Origin of the sequence: Dorea longicatena (assembly GCF_025150085.1) — a bacterium.
Lineage (GTDB): Bacteria > Bacillota > Clostridia > Lachnospirales > Lachnospiraceae > Dorea_A > Dorea_A longicatena.
The window spans coordinates 1,177,349-1,194,576 of record NZ_CP102280.1; the positions used below are offsets into that span (position 1 = coordinate 1,177,349).

The window sequence follows — 17,228 nt, forward strand, 5'->3', positions numbered from 1 at the left end:
ATGAAGCAGAAAATCAAACGAAATCAAACCTTCCGAACAACGACTTCCTCCGTCCTGTGAATTCCTTCTTTTAATGTTGCTTCAACATCCTTTACAACCTGCTCCTCACCAACCGGAATCACCAGCCCTACAGCGGTAACAAGTGGAACAAACGCAACCCATATTCCGTGAGCTCCGAGGTATTCTACCGCAAAATATCCAACCAGAACCCCCAGATGGAAGAGAATCAGCGTGTTCGTAAAAAGCAATGCCCGTTTCTTCTGAGCCAGATCATGTATCATATGATATCTGGTCCATGCAAGAAGTGTCTGCTTGTAATTATTCGTTGAAAAGATCGTGGAACTGTTATAACATTCCGGAGTGGTAAAAGCCTGCCACTGGTATGCATTCAGGATGAATACAGGGAACAGTGCGATCAGGGGATTGACCGATGTCGGAATGATCCCTGCGATCCATATGCAGACGGCCTCTACCGCCAGTGCGATATAAGATTTTACAGAGGTAAAATGTTCGCCGATTAAAAATGCGGCAATGATCGCAAGGCCATATAAAATAAAAATAGCCAGACGAAGGAAGGCATCCGTCAGGTTCATTTCCGTAAAGTTTAGGACCATTTCAATCAGATTCATGGTCTGTGCGGCACCAAAATTGCCGCCACGGACTAAGATGGCATAAGCACCGGTCAGTCCGCCGATAAATGCAAGATTGACATGCAGTAATGCACGTTTATGATTATATATCCAATTCATTTTTCTATCACCCGGTGCCTATTATAGGACGGAGAGATGGAAAAATCAAACAAAAGTGTGGAAAAAAGAGATTGGATGGAAAATAATACAAATATGGATTGACATTTTACAAAAAATTGAGTATCATAGACTTTAATGAATAAAAGCGTTAAAGCGCGAAAGCTGTTACGCAAAAAATTCATAAAAAAGAATTATGAATGAACACGAAAGGGGAATTTTCCAATGCCGATTACAGATATATTGGAGAAAAACTGCCGCCTGTACGGAGACGACGTTGCGCTGGTAGAGATTAATCCGGAGATGCCGGAGACAAAAAGAACTACATGGAAGGAGTTTGATCTGATTGAACCTTCACGCGCGGCTTATTATAGAAGAGAGATCACATGGAATGTATTTAACGAAAAGGCAAACAGATTTGCCAATCTTCTGATTGAAAGAGGAATCAAAAAAGGAGAAAAAGTGGGGATTCTCCTGATGAACTGTCTGGAATGGTTGCCAATTTATTTCGGAATTCTGAAGACCGGAGCATTGGCTGTACCACTGAACTTCCGTTATTCTGCGGATGAGATCAAATATTGCGTGGAACTTGCGGAGATTGATATTCTGGTGTTCGGACCGGAGTTCATCGGACGAGTAGAAGAGATTGCAGATGAGATCAGCAAAGGACGTCTGTTATATTTTGTAGGAGACGGATGTCCGGGATTTGCCGAGGATTATAATGCACATACGGCGAACTGTTCCAGTCAGTCTCCGAAGATTGATGTCAATGATGACGATGAGGCAGCAATTTATTTCTCATCAGGAACAACAGGATTCCCGAAGGCAATCTTACATAACCATGAATCCCTGATGCATGCAGCAAAAGCAGAGCAGAATCATCACGGACAGACGAAGGATGATGTATTCTTATGTATTCCACCGTTATATCATACCGGGGCCAAGATGCACTGGTTCGGAAGTCTTCTGACGGGAGGAAAAGCAGTATTGTTAAAAGGAACAAGTCCGAAGACAATCTTACAGGCAGTATCGGAAGAACACTGTACTATTGTATGGCTGTTGGTTCCGTGGGCGCAGGATCTTCTGCTTGCACTGGACAATAAGGAACTGGATATTGCAGATTATGATCTGGACCAGTGGAGACTGATGCATATCGGTGCACAGCCGGTACCACCAAGCCTGATCAAACACTGGAAAGAATACTTCCCGCATCACCAATACGACACGAACTATGGTCTGAGCGAATCCATCGGGCCTGGATGTGTACATCTTGGCGTGGATAATATCGATAAAGTCGGTGCGATCGGTAAAGCCGGATATGGATGGGAAGCTAAGATTATCGATGAACAGGGCGAGACGGTAAAACAGGGCGAGACCGGAGAACTTGCGGTCAAAGGACCAGGCGTCATGACCTGTTACTACAGAGATCCGAAGGCAACAGCAGAAGTTCTGCATGACGGATGGCTGTATACCGGAGACATGGCGATGGAAGACGAAGACGGATTTATCTTCCTTGTTGACCGTAAGAAAGATGTCATCATCAGTGGTGGTGAGAATATCTATCCGGTACAGATTGAAGACTTCTTACGTACCAATGAAGCTATTTTGGATGTGGCGGTTATTGGACTTGCAGATCACAGACTGGGAGAAATTTCAGCAGCAATCATTGAACTGAAACCGGGAGTTGAATGTACAGAAGAAGATATTCAGGAATTCTGTAAGAAACTTCCGAGATATAAGAGACCTCGTAAGATCATCTTTGCAGATGTTCCGCGTAATCCTACCGGAAAGATTGAAAAACCAAAGCTTCGCGAAAAATACGGAGCAACACATCTGGTTGCGGCACAGAACCAGGGATAATAAAATATGTAAAAATGTCATCTCTTTTGCAGGAAAAATCTGCAGAGAGATGGCATTTTTTTACGGACGTGTTTATAATAGTGGAGAAATAAATAATAAGAGCAGACTGGAGCTGAATATAGAATGAACACCAATGAGAAAAAAGAGATTACAATCCGGATTGCAAAAGAAGAGGATGCGGAAGAACTGCTTGCAATCTATGCGCCTTATATAGAACATACAGTGATTACATATGAATATGATGTGCCGACGGTGGAAGAATTCCGAGGACGGATCCGGCATGTATTGGAGAGATATCCATATCTTGTGGCGGAGGTGAATGGAGAAATATGTGGATATGCATATGCAAGTGCTTTTCACGAGAGACCGGCAGGAGGATGGAATGTAGAGACGTCTATCTACGTGGATCAGAATAAAAAAGGAATGGGTATCGGGACAAAATTATACGACATGCTGGAGAAGATATTAAAGCGGCAGAATGTGTTAAATATGAATGCGTGTATTGCATGTACCGAGCATGAAGATGAATACCTGACGAATGCAAGTATCCATTACCATGAACATTTGGGATATCGTATGGTCGGCTGGTTCACAAATTGTGGATATAAATTCCACAGATGGTACAATCTGGCATGGATGGAAAAAGAGATTGGAGAACACGTGGCAGATCAGCCGCCGGTGATCGCGTTCACGGATATAGTAGAAGATATTTCTTTACAGAACGGAGAACTCCGTTTATAATATGCATGTTAAAATAATTGAAAATACAAGGTTCTCCGAAGCCTTCATGCCTAAGATCCATAAAAATTGTGATGATGGGATGTTGGCCAGGAATGACAGGTCTGTCAGTTCCTCAGGGTAGATAGGGAAACGTATCTGCCTCCCGCGTATTTGGAAAGGAGAGCAGCACCTTTGCTTACCAAAGCACATAGGAGAAGCTGTCAAAGCATTCGTAAAAAATGTCACAGACAGATTCTCTTATATTTCGCCTGCTCTTTTTTCGGAAGGAGCAGGTTTTTTAATATATGAAAACAGAATCAGATAAGAAAAAATCCGGAATCAGTGCCATAATCCTTTGTGGCGGGAAAAGTACCCGGATGGGGAAGGATAAAGCAGGACTTCTGATTGGAAAGAAGACATTTTTACAACAGATCGAAGAACATGTAAGTGGTGCGGATGAGGTGCTGCTTTCGGTAAAAGACCGGCGGGATTATCCGAAGATAGAGGCAAGACATATCGAAGATCTGGAACAGGACAAAGGACCGTTGATGGGTCTGTGCTCGGCGCTGAAAGAATGCAGCCATGAACGGGTCTGGGTGATATCCTGTGATATGCCGCTGGTTGACTGGGATGTGGCGCAGGAACTGGAAGACTATCTGATAGATGGGATTGATGCAGTGATCCCGGTAGACAAGACCGGGAAAAAATATGTGCTCTGTGCATGGTACAGGAAATCTGTATGGAAGATATTGGAAGAACAGTTAAAGACCGGGGATTATAAAGTGCAGCATGTACTGGAAAATCTGAGGGTATGTTATGTGGCAGTTCAGGGAATTACAGACGGAGCGGGAAAATTTTATAATATAAATACACCAGAAGAATATCGGAAAATAATACCAGAGAAAATAAAAGAAAAAGCACAGCAGACCCCGGTTGTATCGTTTGTGGCCTATTCCGGCACCGGTAAGACGACATTTCTGGAAAAACTGATTCCGAAGCTGAAAGCATATGGGCTTAAGATTGCGATCGTAAAGCATGACGGACACCGGTTTGATATCGATCACGAAGGAAAAGACAGTGACCGCTTTACCAAAGCCGGAGCAGACGTGACCGGTCTGATCTCCTCGGAGAAAGCGGTGCTGATGGACAACAGAACAGTTGATCCGGAAGAATTCCTGAAAAAGATAGATGGTGTGGATCTGATTCTGACAGAGGGATTCAAGCACGGACCGTGGCCGAAGATCATGCTGCACCGGAAAGAAAACGGGAAACCGATGCCGTTACGACCGGAAGAATGTCTGGCAGTGATCAGTGATGTGGATGTGGAGGACTGTGAAAATGTGTTCCCGTTGGACGATGTTGGGAAAACGGCGGTTTTTTTACTTCAGTATATACAGCAGAATATGCAACATATAGAAAATCTATAGTAGAGTATGAAACGGAATGTGCCTGGATGACAGGTACAAGATGATAGATACATTGATAAGAATTGAAACGAGAAACGATAAAGAAACGAGGCGGAAAAAGTATGAAACTGATCAGAACAGAAGATGCAGTGGGACATGTGTTATGTCATGATATGACGCAGATCATTCCGGGAGTGATCAAAGATGCGAGATTCCGGAAGGGACATATTGTCACAGAAGAAGATATTCCGGTGCTTCTTTCCATAGGGAAAGAACATCTGTATGTCTGGGAGAAGACAGAAGGCATGCTTCATGAGGATGAAGGTGCGGAACGTCTGCGCAGGATCACGCAGAATGAAAATATGTATCCGTCAGTTGTAAAAGAAGGCAAAATTGAACTGCTTGCGGATGTCGACGGATTATTCCAGGTGGATGTCGAACGATTATATGATGTGAACAGTGTGGATGAGATCATGATCGCAACCAGACACACGAACACAGCGGTAAAAAAAGGCGACAAGCTCGCAGGAATGCGGGTGATTCCGCTGATCATAGATGAAAAGAGACTGGAAGAAGCAGAAAAAAAGGCGGGTCCGGAACCGTTATTGAAGGTAACACCGTGGAAATTAAAGACGGCAGGTGTGATCACAACCGGAAGTGAAGTCTATAAAGGACTAATCAAAGACCAGTTTACTCCTATAGTGGAAAAGAAGCTGGAGACATTTGGAATCCAGATGACAAAGCATGTATTATGCAGTGATGATACGAAAATGATCACGGACGCAATTGCAGAAATGAAGGAAGCGGGAGTGGATCTGATTATCTGTACGGGCGGGATGAGTGTAGATCCGGATGATAAGACACCGGGTGCAATCAAGGCTTCCGGAGCGGAAATCGTCACATATGGGGCAACGACACTGCCGGGTGCGATGTTGTGTCTGGCTTACTTTGAAGACGATACACCAATCGTGGGACTGCCGGGCTGTGTGATGTATGCAAAAGCAACCGTATTCGATCTGATCCTGCCGAGAATGGCAGCAGGGATTAAGATTGAGCGGAGAGATATTATCCGGATGGGACACGGAGGACTCTGTCTTGGTTGTAAAGAGTGCCATTATCCGGTCTGTCCATTCGGAAAGGAGGCGTAAAGGTGGAACCATCCCGAGTGACACTTGAAGAGGCACAGGAATTATTTCAAATCTGTATGCCGGGAATAAAAAAAGAAGAAAAACCGGCAGCAGACTGTCTGGGACAGATTCTGGCAGAGCCGGTATATGCGGCAGTAACCCAGCCGCCGTTTCCAAGGTCAGCGATGGATGGATTTGCACTGAGAAGCCGGGACGTCTGCGGGGCAGATCTTGAGCATCCGGTTACCTTGGAAGTTGCCGGGTGTGTGTATGCGGGACAAAAGACAGAGCTTATACTGGAACCACATCAGGCAGTCCGGATCATGACCGGAGCAATGATACCGGAAGGAGCAGACTGTGTAGTAAAACAGGAAGATACGGATTATGTAAGAATAGCAGATCCGGATCCGGACAGGAAAACAATCAAAATTTATAATAATGTGGGACCGGGAGAAAATTACTGCCCGAAAGGAGAAGATTTTTCTGCCGGGGAATTGCTGGCAGAAGCCGGACTTTTGGTGAATTCTTATCTGCTGGCTGCAGTTACGTCTGCGGGAGTACGGGACATTACTGTATATAGAAGACTTAGGGCTGCAGTGATTACAACCGGTGATGAGCTGCAGAATGCAGATACATCATTAGAACCCGGGAAAATCTATGATGCAAATGGAATCTGGCTGTGTGCGAGATTAAGAGAGATGGGCTGTGAGATACTACAGTATGAAACCGCGGGAGATGACAGGGACAAGATCACAGACAAGATCAGTGAGGTATTAAAAGAAGCAGATCTGATCCTGACAACCGGAGGGGTATCAGTAGGAGACAAGGATCTCGTTCCGGATGTCATAGAAAGCCTGAACGGCAGGGTACTATTTCACGGGATACGGGTAAAACCCGGAATGCCGACAATGCTTTCGGTAGTAGAGGACATCCCTGTTCTGTCGCTTTCCGGTAATCCATTTGCAGTGGCGGCATTATTTGAATTATTAGCCGGCGGATATCTGGCGGACAGGGCAGAAGAGGTATATACACAGAAGAAAGAGACAAAAGTGCTGAGACAGACATTTGTAAAGACCGGGAAGCCAAAACGGATCGTAAAAGGAAAATGTGATGAGGAAGGCGTGTTCCTTCCGCAGATTCAGAGAAACGGACAGCTTAAGAATGGGATTGGCAGCAATTGTCTGGTGGTATTCCCGGAGGGAGAACGGACCTATCCGGAAGGAGAAAAAGTTCAGGTGATCTGGATATGATAAGGAAGGAGTAATCATGGGAGAATTTACGCATTTCAATGAACAGGGGCATGCAGTGATGGTCGATGTCAGTGAAAAAGCAGACACGATGCGTGAGGCAACGGCAATGGGAAGAATCCGCATGTCGAAGGAATGTTTTGAAAAAGTAAAGACGGGTGGAATGAAAAAGGGAGATGTCCTGGGAACTGCAAGGATTGCAGGAATCATGGGGGCGAAGAGAACATCAGAGCTGATCCCGTTGTGCCATATCCTGAACCTGAGCAAGGTTACAGTGGAATTTGAATATATAGAGGAAACCTGTGAGATTGAAGCACGGTGTACGACGAAGACGGTCGGGAAGACCGGTGTAGAGATGGAAGCACTTACCGGAGTTCAGGTGGCACTGCTTACGATTTATGATATGTGTAAGGCGGTCGACAAAGGCATGTGCATGACCGGTATCCGTTTATTGAAAAAAACAGGTGGAAAAAGCGGCATATGGGAAGCTGACCGGGAGACGGAGCTATGATTGATGCGGCAGGAAGAGTGATTGATTATATGCGGATCTCCATTACGGACCGCTGTAATTTAAGATGCAGATATTGTATGCCGGACGGAATCACGCAGGTGTCCATGGCGGAGATCCTGACGTATGAAGAGATCCGGAAAGTGTGCATACTTGCAGCAGAGCTTGGCATTCAGAAGATCAAGATCACAGGCGGGGAACCGCTGGTGCGGAAAGGATGCGCCGATCTGATTGGAATGATAAAAAATATTTTGGGAATCACACAGGTCACGATGACGACGAATGGCGTTCTGTTACAAGACAATCTGGAAGCGTTAAAGAAGGCCGGACTGGACGGGATCAATATCAGTCTGGATACGCTTGATCGTGAAAAATATCAAGAGATTACCGGAACCGACGCCTGTGAAACGGTACGGCAGGCAGTAGCGGCCGCCGCAGAAAGTGGGATACGGACAAAGGTGAATACGGTGTTGCAGTCTGACGGTGACAAAACGGAATGGAAGGCATTGATCACACTGGCTGAAAGCCTGCCGGTTGATGTAAGATTTATAGAACTCATGCCGATCGGTTATGGAAAGGAGAATACAGGTGTGTCGAATCTGGAACTTCTGGATGAGATACGGAAGGTATATCCAGATATCCGAAAGGACAGTAAGATACACGGCAATGGACCTGCGGTATATTATCAGATTCCAGGATTCACTGGCGGTATCGGATTTATCAGTGCGATGCACGGTAAGTTCTGTAAGAACTGCAACCGCATCCGGCTGACTTCGACCGGAGACCTGAAGCCGTGTTTGTGTTATGGGGATACCTATCCATTGAAAGATTTACTGCGGAATGGAACAGAGGAAGAGATAAGAAAACAGATAAAACGAGCCATTGAACAGAAACCGGCAGCGCACTGCTTTGAAGAGCCGGGAGCGATTACGGAAGCACATCAGATGGCACAGATTGGAGGATAAAAGACAGGATGAATCAGAAGAAAGGCGTGATCAGAGGAATCTGTATCAGTCCCAGAAGAGGAACTGCCAAGTATCCGGTAGAAACGGCAAAGATCGTGCCGGACTGGGGCATTGAAGAAGATGCACATGGCGGAAAATGGCACAGACAGATCAGTCTTCTTGCACTGGAGAAGATTGAAGCATTCCGGGAAAAGGGAGCGGATGTAGATTTTGGGGCATTTGGAGAAAATCTGATCGTAGAGGGATTTGATTTAAGAAATGTTCCGGTTGATTCCGAAATACGGATCGGAGATGCAGTCAGGCTGAAAGTCACACAGATTGGAAAGGAATGCCACAGCCACTGTGCGATCTATCAGCGGATGGGAGACTGTATTATGCCAAGAGAAGGCATTTTCGCAGAAGTACTGACAGGTGGAATGATCCGTGTGGGTGACTGTGTGGAAGTCGTAATGCCGCAGGAAGACCGCCCATACAGTGTAGCCGTGATCACGCTGAGTGACAAAGCATTTGCCGGAGAACGAGATGACCTAAGCGGTCCGGCAATAGAAAAGATATTAAAAGACAGTGAAGAAAAAGATCATATCAGATTTGACATAAAAGAGACCATTCTTCTGCCGGATGGTGAAGAAGGATTAAAGAAACAGCTGATCCGTCTGGCGGATCAGAGACAGGTTGACCTGATCCTGACAACAGGCGGGACAGGATTTGCCCAAAGAGACATGACGCCGGAGGCCACGATCGCTGTCTGCGACCGGATGGCAAACGGAATTGCAGATGCGATCCGTAATTATTCGATGACGATCACAGACCGTGCAATGTTCAGCCGGGCAGTGTCGGGACTGCGGAAGAAGACACTCATTATCAATCTTCCGGGGAGCCCGAAAGCAGTGACGGAAGCACTGGAGTATATTCTTCCGAAACTTCCTCATGGACTGGATGTCCTGAGAGGAAATGTACAGGAATGTGGCAGAAAATAATCCTATTACAGATACAGTAACTGGTAAATTTATCAGACAAGAGAAAAGGAGAAACGTATTATGAAGAACCAGATGGCAAAAAGGATTGCATCTGTCCTCCTGGCAGGAGTGATGCTAGTTTCACTGGCAGCATGCGGAGAAAATAAAAAGACAGAAGAAAAGAAGACAGATGACAGCAAAAAGAGCAGCAAGAAAGAGACAGAGATCCAGGTATTCATCGCAGCAAGCCTGAACACGGTTATGACAGAGCTTGCAAAAGAGTACAACGAAGATCATCCGGAAGTGAAGATCACATTTAATGCAGACAGCTCCGGAACATTGCTGACACAGATCGAAGAGGGATATGAGTGTGACCTGTTCTTCTCTGCAGCACAGAAGCAGATGGATCAGCTTGAAGCAGACGGATTGGTAGTAGACGGCACAAGAGCAAATGTCCTGAATAACCAGGTGGTAGTTATCTCCTTAAAAGACAGCGGCACAAAGGTAACAGGTCTTGAGAACTTAAAAGATGCCAAGAGTATCGCACTTGCAGGCGGAAGTGTTCCGGTTGGAAAATATACAAGACAGGCACTGGTAAATCTTGGAACATTAAAGGCTGACGGTGAAGTAGATGCCATTACAACAGATCAAGTATCACAGGCACTTGGTGGAGTGGAGATTAGTGAGGAAGATAACGTAAGTAAAGTACTTACAGCAGTAGCAGAAGGATCCTGTGAAGTTGGAACAACATACTATTCAGATACTTATGGATACGAAGACAAACTGAATATCCTTCAGGTTGTAAGCTATGATCTGACAGGCGATGTTATCTACCCAATCTGTCAGGTACAGAATGACGAAGCAGATAAGACACAGACTGCAGCCGCAAAAGACTTCTACAAATTCGTATTATCTGACAAGACTAAGAAAGTCTTCGATGCATACTATTTCGACACAGACGTAGAAAGATAAGAAGCTTCATAGTATGAAAGAAAATATGCAGGCAGTTGTGGCTGCATGTTTTCTGTTTTTCGAAGTATGTAATAGATGAAACAGGAGGAAGTTACATGGATGCAGTGGTAGAAATATTGAAAGGACTGGATTACAGTCCACTATATGTGTCGTTAAAGACGGGAATTGTTGCAACGATATTCTCATTCTTTCTTGGCCTGTTTGCCGCAAGAAGAGTAATCAAGGCAGGACCGAAAGTGAAAGCAATTGCAGATGGGATCCTGACACTGCCGATGGTACTGCCGCCGACGGCAGCAGGATTCTTCCTGCTTCTTCTGTTCAGCAGAAGACGTCCGTTTGGTATCCTGCTGTACGAACAATTTGGCATCAAAGTTGTACAGACCTGGGCTGGCTGTATCATAGCAGCGACCGTGATCGCATTTCCGCTGATGTACAGAAATGCAAGAGCGGCATTCGAACAGATCGATGTGAATCTGATCCATGCGGCAAGAACACTTGGTATGCCGGAATATAAGATCTTCTGGAAGGTTGCAGTCCCATCCGCAGGACCGGGACTGGTAGCGGGTACGATCCTGACATTTGCAAGAGCGCTTGGAGAATATGGTGCAACATCCATGCTTGCGGGCAATATTCCGGGAAAGACGGGAACCATTTCCCAGAGGATCGCAATGGTTATCCAGGACGGCAATTATCTGACGGCGGGCATCTGGGTTGTGATCATTATGCTGGTTGCATTCGTGCTGATCGTCCTTATGAATCTGGTGACCGGTCAGAATACGAAGAATATCCGGAGATGGTAGGAGGAACGACAGATGGCGATGGAAGTAAAGATACATAAAAAACTTGGAGAGTACGAGCTGGATGTACACTGGAAATCCACGAAGAAAAGAATCGGAATCCTCGGTGCTTCCGGAAGCGGAAAGAGTCTGACTCTGAAAAGCATTGCAGGAATTGAGCACCCGGACCAGGGGCATATCCAGATCGGCGATCATGTCCTGTATGATTCTGATTCCAGAATCTGCTTAAAACCACAGAAGAGAAATGTCGGATATATGTTCCAGAACTATGCATTGTTCCCAACGATGACCGTGGAGCAGAATGTCGGAGCCGGACTTGCCGGTAACAAAAAGAAGAAGCAGGAACAGGTACAGAAGATGATCCGTCATTTCCGTCTGGAGGGACTGGAAAAAAGACTTCCGAGAGAGCTTTCCGGCGGGCAGCAGCAGAGAGTTGCGCTGGCGAGGATCATGGCATACGAACCATCCGTTATTCTTCTCGATGAACCATTTTCGGCACTGGATGTCTTCTTAAAAGACCGTCTGCAGCAGGAGATGATGGAACTCTTAAGCGATTATGACGGAACGGTGATCCTGGTGTCCCACAGCAGGGATGAGATCTACCGGTTCAGCGAGGAACTTCTGGTCATTGATGACGGGAAACAGATCTGTTACGGTGACACAAAGGCAATCTTTGACTGCCCAGAACAGGTGGAAGCAGCAAGGCTTACCGGATGTAAGAACATTGTTCAGGTAAAAAGGTTGGATGAACACAGTATCGAGATCCCGGACTGGGGCACAAGGCTTCATCTGGAACAGGAGATCGATGCAGAGATTACACATATCGGGCTTCGTGCACACGAATTCATCCCGGTGTGGGGCGAAAGAGAAGATAACTGCATTCCGGTTAAAGAAAAAGGAAAGGCAGAATTTCCATTTGAATGGAAATATTTCTTAAAAGGTGAGACAGAAGAAAGTGATGATATCTGCTGGTATGTACAGAAAAATCTATGGGACGAACTTACAGAAAAGGGCATTCCGGATTATCTGAAACTGCCGGAAAAAGAGATTCTTTTGCTGAAATAAAAATCATGATATAATGAGCGTTAGCGGACTGGCGTATGCTGGTTCTCTGACGCCTATTTGGGGGAGGAAAATAATGTATACAATCGGGACACATATGTCCATTGCGGGAGGAATTGCGAAGACTGCGGAAAATGTAGTAAAGATGAATGCCAATACGATGCAGATATTCAGCAGAAACCCGCGTGGATCCAGTTATAAAACTTATGCACAAGAAGAAGTAGAGAAATTCCAGCAGATCCGTAAAAGCCATGCATTCGGTCCGGTTCTTGCACATGCGCCGTATACGATGAATCTGGCGAGTGCGACGGAAAAGACATATGAATTTGCCTGTACGGTGATCCGGGAAGATATCAGACGTATGGACGAACTGAAGATTGAAAACCTGGTATTCCATCCGGGCAGTCATACCGGGATCGGAGAAGAAGCCGGGATTACCAATATTATCCGTGGACTTGATCAGGCGATTACAGGAACGGAGAATATTAAGGTTCTGTTGGAAACAATGAGTGGAAAAGGGACAGAGATCGGATACCGTTTTGAACAGTTAAAGCAGATCCGAGACGGCGTACAGCACCCGGAGCGGATTGGAATCTGCCTGGATACTTGTCACGTGTTCGCGGCGGGATATGATATTGTCCATGATCTGGACGGGGTACTGGATGAATTTGACCGGATATTGGGACTTGAATTATTAAGAACGATTCATCTGAATGATAGTCTGATGCCTTTCGGTTCCAGGAAAGACCGGCATGCAGTGATCGGAGAAGGTGAGATTGGGCTGGAGGCACTTCTGAATGTGCTGCGCCATCCGAAGCTTAAAGATCTGCCATTCTATCTGGAGACGCCGCTTGATGATGCCGGGCACAAAGAAGAGATTGCCAGATTGAAAGAATATCTGGGTGAGGAATAAGGAGCGGAGCAGTTGAAAAAGTTAGAATATATAGCAAGAATCCATACCGACTTTCCAACGAAATTTGGAATTCCAAGGCAGTCGGGACTTGTAAGTACAAAAGGAACAATTGTATTCGAGCCAGAATACCGCAAAGAAGAGGCACTAAAAGGACTGGAAGAATATTCGCATCTGTGGCTGATCTGGGAATTTTCAGAGGTGGTCAGGGAGAACTGGAGTCCGACGGTACGTCCGCCGAGACTTGGCGGGAATAAGCGGTGCGGTGTATTCGCAACCAGGTCGCCGTTCCGGCCGAATCCGATCGGATTGTCCTGTGTCAGGCTGCTTGGGATCGAGAAACGTCCGGAAAAAGGTATGGTTGTTGAAGTCGAAGGAGCAGATTTGATGGATGGAACGCCGATACTGGATATCAAGCCATATCTGCCGTATGTGGACTGTATGCCGGATGCCAGAGGCGGATTCGCCGACCGGGTGAAGGGTTATGCACTGGAGGTAGAGATACCGGAGAAACTTCTGTTAAAACTTCCAAATGAACAGCAGGGATGCGTGCGGGAGATCCTCGCAGAAGATCCGAGACCGTCTTATCAGAATGATCCGGACAGAGTATATGGAATGGAGTATGCCGGGTATGAGATTAAGTTCCGGGTAAAAGACTACAGGCTGACGGTCTGTGAAATTGAGCGGGCCGCCGCGGACAGAACAATAAAATGATAATGATCAGGAGGATACAAAGGTGAAGTATTATCTTGCGCCATTAGAAGGAATTACAACTTATATATACAGGAGAGCATATCATACACATTACCGTCCGATGGAGAAATATTTCACTCCTTTTCTGGTTCCGCATACCAAAAAGGATTTTAATACGAGAGAGAAGAATGATATTCTGCCGGCACACAATCCGGGGATGAACCTGGTTCCGCAGATCCTGACAAATGACGCAAAGGGATTTCTGGATACGGTAGAAAAGTTAAAAGGGTATGGATATGATGAGGTGAACCTGAATCTTGGCTGTCCGTCCAAGACGGTAGTATCGAAAGGACGCGGCTCGGGATTTCTGATCCACACAGAAGAACTGAACTGGTTTCTGGATGAGATTTATGCAAAAGCAGATGTGAAGATATCCATAAAGACAAGAATCGGAAAATTTGATGCAGATGAGTGGGGAGAACTTTTGAGGATTTATAACCAGTATCCGTTGGAAGAGCTGATCGTACATCCGAGAGTACAGCAGCAGTTTTATAAAGGACATCCGGATCTGGATGCATTTGCGGATGCAGTGAAGGAATGTAAGCACACGTTGTGTTATAACGGTGATATTTTTACAACAGAGGATATGGAAAAATTAAAGAAGCGGTTTCCAGAGGCCTCCTGTATCATGCTGGGGCGCGGAATTTTGAGAAATCCGGAACTGATTGAAATCATGGAATCCGGAGAAAAAAAGATCGATGCGAAGAAATTAAGAGCGTTCCATGATCAGATCTATCAGGATTACCAGGAGGTAAGCTGTGGGGATAAGAATGTGCTGTTCAAGATGAAAGAACTCTGGTGTTATCTTGGGACATTGTTCCCGGATAAGGAAAAACAGCTGAAAAAGATCCGGAAAGCAGAGAAACTGGATCGCTATGAAGCAGTTGTAGAAGAACTTTTAAGTCACAATTATATTGACTTAAAGTAAATAGATGCTGAAATAAAAGAGATTGCAGACAAAATCAGGAATAAAGTTCTGCAGTCTCTTTACTTTAAAAAAAATATGCAATATAATAGATAAAAATTCTATATACAGGAATTTTGCAAAAGGGAGGGACATGAATTGGATCGTTTGAATGAATTGATCGCAGAGAATCTGAAAGATATCCGAAAAGGAAAAGGACTGAGTCTGGAACAGGTGTCATCCCTTACCACAATCAGCAAAAGTATGTTAAGTCAGCTGGAAAGAGGAGAAGTGAATCCTACGATATCGACGGTGTATAAGCTGGCACTGGGATTGAAAGTACCGGTAACGGCATTTACCGCAGATAAACCGCAGCCGTTTTTCGGAACTGGCAAGAAAGAAGTAGATCCTTTGGCGGGTGATGATGGAAGATATCGTCTTTATCCGATTTTCAGCTTCCGGGAAGGACAGGATTTTGAGATATTTGACCTGGAATTTGACGAGGGAGGCATGATGCAGGCGAACCGCCAGATGAATGGTACGAGAGAATTCATTACCGTGTATTCCGGAGAATTGACACTGATCTTTAAAGATCATGAATATGTGCTGAAAGCCGGAGATGCGGCTTCGTATAATGCTTTTGATGATTATGTGTATAAAAATACTGGAAAGGGAATGGTGACTGCCAATATTGTAGTACACTATTCGAATTAGAAAGGAGTAACAGCATGGAAGACCAGAAACAGCGAGTATATGATGCGTTAAACAAGATGGGAATTAAGTACGAGGTGGTAGAACACGAGCCCGTGCATACAATGGAGGATATGGACCGGCTGGGACTCCCGGAAAAAGGAACATTGTGTAAGAACTTATTCTTAAGAGATTCAAAGGGAAAGAGACATTTCCTGATCACAGCTGATGAGAAGACAAAGGTAGATCTGAAGGCACTGGGAAGACAGCTTGGGGCAGGAACATTAAGCTTTGCTTCCGAAGAACGTCTGGAAAAATATCTTGGTGTAAAACAGGGAAGCGTTACACCTTTTGCCCTGATGAACGATACGGAACATGCGGTGGAATTCTTTATCGATAAAAACTTAAGCAGATGTAAAAGTATGGGAATTCATCCACTGGAAAATACAGCAACAGTATTCATATCCTTTAAGGATCTGGATAAATTCTTATGGAATCTGGATGTTGATGTAGTTAAGATTAAATTGTAAAAAGTTTATAGTTTTTTTATTGCATGTTTCCTCACGCAGAAGTAGAATAGAACAGTATATGATACGAAGCAACAGATGAAAGTGAGGATAATTATGGAAGAATGGCAGAACGGACACGACCAGCCAGGATACCATTATCACCAGGAGCAGGATAAAAAGCGAAAGCCAATTGAGACACCGGGAAAGCGTTTCTGGAAGATGTGGGGTCCACTCCTGATCAAATGGGGAATTGGAATCGGTGTAGGCATGGTAGTCATGGCGGCCATGATGGTGGCATATATGAAGACGCATTATCAGACGCAGGCGGCATTAGAAGCATTGATGTCTGATCAGAATAAGCTGATGGGCTTTTATGAGAAGATGTTGAATAAATATATTGATTATACAACATGGGTGGAAGGTCTGTCAGCGCTTGTTACGATTCCTGTGATGGCAATTTTGTATCACGGTGACAGAAAGAAAGAGAAAAAAGCAGGTATCATACCGGATAAAAAAGCACCTTTGTGGAAATATCCGGCGGCGCTTATTATGGCACTTGCCATGAGCCTGGGACTGAATAACCTGATCATCATCGGGAATCTGTCTGCGGTAGATGCAAGCTACAAGACAACGATGAATGCCATGTATTCGGCGCCGCTTGCTATACAGATCTTATGTCTGGCAGTACTGGTTCCGATTTGTGAAGAATACGTATTCAGAGGACTGTTCTTCAGAAGAATGGAAAAGGAAAGTTCGTTTGTATATGCGATGGTTTATTCATCAGTTGTATTTGGTGTATTACATGTGAATCTGGTACAGATGCTTTATGGATTTTTACTGGGACTGATGTTGGCATATGTATATGAAAAATACGGTTCGCTGAAGGCACCGGCAGCAGCACATATGGCGATGAACCTGTTGTCTGTACTGGCTACCAGATACGGACTCTATAATTGGATGTTGAAAGATAACATGCGGATCGGTGTGATTACGGTTGTATGTGCAATGATCGCATCAACAATGTTTGTTCTGATCCAGCGGATTGAAGAAAAACCGGAGTTAAAGACTGAAAATGAAAATCTGACAATGTAAATTG

18 protein-coding genes and 1 riboswitch are annotated in these 17,228 nt (G+C 45.0%); of the genes, 17 read left to right on the plus strand and 1 reads right to left on the minus strand.

Annotation, left to right across the window (positions count from 1 at the left end):
- Positions 1-23: 23 nt before the first annotated feature.
- Positions 24-749 carry a YoaK family protein gene (locus NQ508_RS05500; RefSeq protein ID WP_006426046.1) on the minus strand — a complete coding sequence of 242 codons (726 nt, stop codon included), beginning with the start codon at positions 747-749 and terminating at the stop codon, positions 24-26.
- A 222-nt stretch (positions 750-971) separates the two neighbouring features.
- On the opposite strand from NQ508_RS05500, the gene NQ508_RS05505 reads away from it, so the two are divergent.
- The 17 genes from NQ508_RS05505 to NQ508_RS05585 all read left to right on the plus strand — a co-directional run bounded on the left by NQ508_RS05505 (position 972) and on the right by NQ508_RS05585 (position 17,224).
- Positions 972-2,606, plus strand: coding sequence for a class I adenylate-forming enzyme family protein (locus NQ508_RS05505; protein ID WP_006426045.1), 1,635 nt, complete (start codon positions 972-974; stop codon positions 2,604-2,606).
- 123 nt (positions 2,607-2,729) lie between these two features.
- Positions 2,730-3,347, plus strand: a complete 618-nt coding sequence (locus NQ508_RS05510) for a GNAT family N-acetyltransferase (RefSeq protein WP_006426044.1) — start codon at positions 2,730-2,732, stop codon at positions 3,345-3,347.
- A 21-nt stretch (positions 3,348-3,368) separates the two neighbouring features.
- A riboswitch (molybdenum cofactor riboswitch) is annotated at positions 3,369-3,524 on the plus strand.
- A 107-nt stretch (positions 3,525-3,631) separates the two neighbouring features.
- Positions 3,632-4,753: a molybdopterin-guanine dinucleotide biosynthesis protein B gene (gene mobB / locus NQ508_RS05515; RefSeq protein ID WP_006426043.1), complete on the plus strand. Its 1,122-nt coding sequence runs from the start codon at positions 3,632-3,634 to the stop codon at positions 4,751-4,753.
- A 101-nt stretch (positions 4,754-4,854) separates the two neighbouring features.
- The gene (locus tag NQ508_RS05520) at positions 4,855-5,880 is read left to right on the plus strand and encodes a molybdopterin-binding protein (protein ID WP_006426042.1); all 1,026 of its coding nucleotides are present in this window, start codon (positions 4,855-4,857) and stop codon (positions 5,878-5,880) included.
- A 2-nt stretch (positions 5,881-5,882) separates the two neighbouring features.
- Positions 5,883-7,109, plus strand: coding sequence for a molybdopterin molybdotransferase MoeA (locus NQ508_RS05525; RefSeq protein ID WP_049940491.1), 1,227 nt, complete (start codon positions 5,883-5,885; stop codon positions 7,107-7,109).
- Positions 7,110-7,125: 16 nt separating this feature from the next.
- On the plus strand, positions 7,126-7,617 hold the full coding sequence (moaC, locus tag NQ508_RS05530) for a cyclic pyranopterin monophosphate synthase MoaC (RefSeq protein WP_006426040.1): 492 nt from the start codon (positions 7,126-7,128) through the stop codon (positions 7,615-7,617).
- Entirely contained in the window at positions 7,614-8,579 is a 966-nt protein-coding gene (moaA, locus tag NQ508_RS05535; RefSeq protein WP_006426039.1) for a GTP 3',8-cyclase MoaA, read from the plus strand. Before moaC ends, moaA begins: the two co-directional genes overlap by 4 nt.
- Before the next feature lie 8 nt (positions 8,580-8,587).
- Positions 8,588-9,556: an MOSC domain-containing protein gene (locus NQ508_RS05540; RefSeq protein ID WP_006426038.1), complete on the plus strand. Its 969-nt coding sequence runs from the start codon at positions 8,588-8,590 to the stop codon at positions 9,554-9,556.
- Between the two features lie 60 nt (positions 9,557-9,616).
- Complete coding sequence (gene modA, locus NQ508_RS05545; protein ID WP_006426037.1) at positions 9,617-10,507, plus strand: molybdate ABC transporter substrate-binding protein; 891 nt, start codon at positions 9,617-9,619, stop codon at positions 10,505-10,507.
- A gap of 95 nt (positions 10,508-10,602) precedes the next feature.
- Positions 10,603-11,307: a molybdate ABC transporter permease subunit gene (modB, locus tag NQ508_RS05550; RefSeq protein WP_006426036.1), complete on the plus strand. Its 705-nt coding sequence runs from the start codon at positions 10,603-10,605 to the stop codon at positions 11,305-11,307.
- 12 nt (positions 11,308-11,319) lie between these two features.
- Positions 11,320-12,369: a sulfate/molybdate ABC transporter ATP-binding protein gene (locus NQ508_RS05555; protein ID WP_006426035.1), complete on the plus strand. Its 1,050-nt coding sequence runs from the start codon at positions 11,320-11,322 to the stop codon at positions 12,367-12,369.
- Between the two features lie 73 nt (positions 12,370-12,442).
- The gene (locus tag NQ508_RS05560; RefSeq protein WP_044919254.1) at positions 12,443-13,279 is read left to right on the plus strand and encodes a deoxyribonuclease IV; all 837 of its coding nucleotides are present in this window, start codon (positions 12,443-12,445) and stop codon (positions 13,277-13,279) included.
- Between the two features lie 12 nt (positions 13,280-13,291).
- Positions 13,292-13,990, plus strand: coding sequence for a tRNA (N6-threonylcarbamoyladenosine(37)-N6)-methyltransferase TrmO (gene tsaA, locus NQ508_RS05565; RefSeq protein WP_044919252.1), 699 nt, complete (start codon positions 13,292-13,294; stop codon positions 13,988-13,990).
- 22 nt (positions 13,991-14,012) lie between these two features.
- Positions 14,013-14,957, plus strand: coding sequence for a tRNA dihydrouridine synthase (locus NQ508_RS05570; RefSeq protein ID WP_044919249.1), 945 nt, complete (start codon positions 14,013-14,015; stop codon positions 14,955-14,957).
- 135 nt (positions 14,958-15,092) lie between these two features.
- Complete coding sequence (locus NQ508_RS05575) at positions 15,093-15,647, plus strand: XRE family transcriptional regulator (RefSeq protein ID WP_022415423.1); 555 nt, start codon at positions 15,093-15,095, stop codon at positions 15,645-15,647.
- Positions 15,648-15,661: 14 nt separating this feature from the next.
- Entirely contained in the window at positions 15,662-16,153 is a 492-nt protein-coding gene (locus tag NQ508_RS05580) for a prolyl-tRNA synthetase associated domain-containing protein (protein ID WP_006426025.1), read from the plus strand.
- Between the two features lie 93 nt (positions 16,154-16,246).
- The gene (locus NQ508_RS05585; protein WP_022415424.1) at positions 16,247-17,224 is read left to right on the plus strand and encodes a CPBP family intramembrane glutamic endopeptidase; all 978 of its coding nucleotides are present in this window, start codon (positions 16,247-16,249) and stop codon (positions 17,222-17,224) included.
- Positions 17,225-17,228 lie beyond the last annotated feature (4 nt).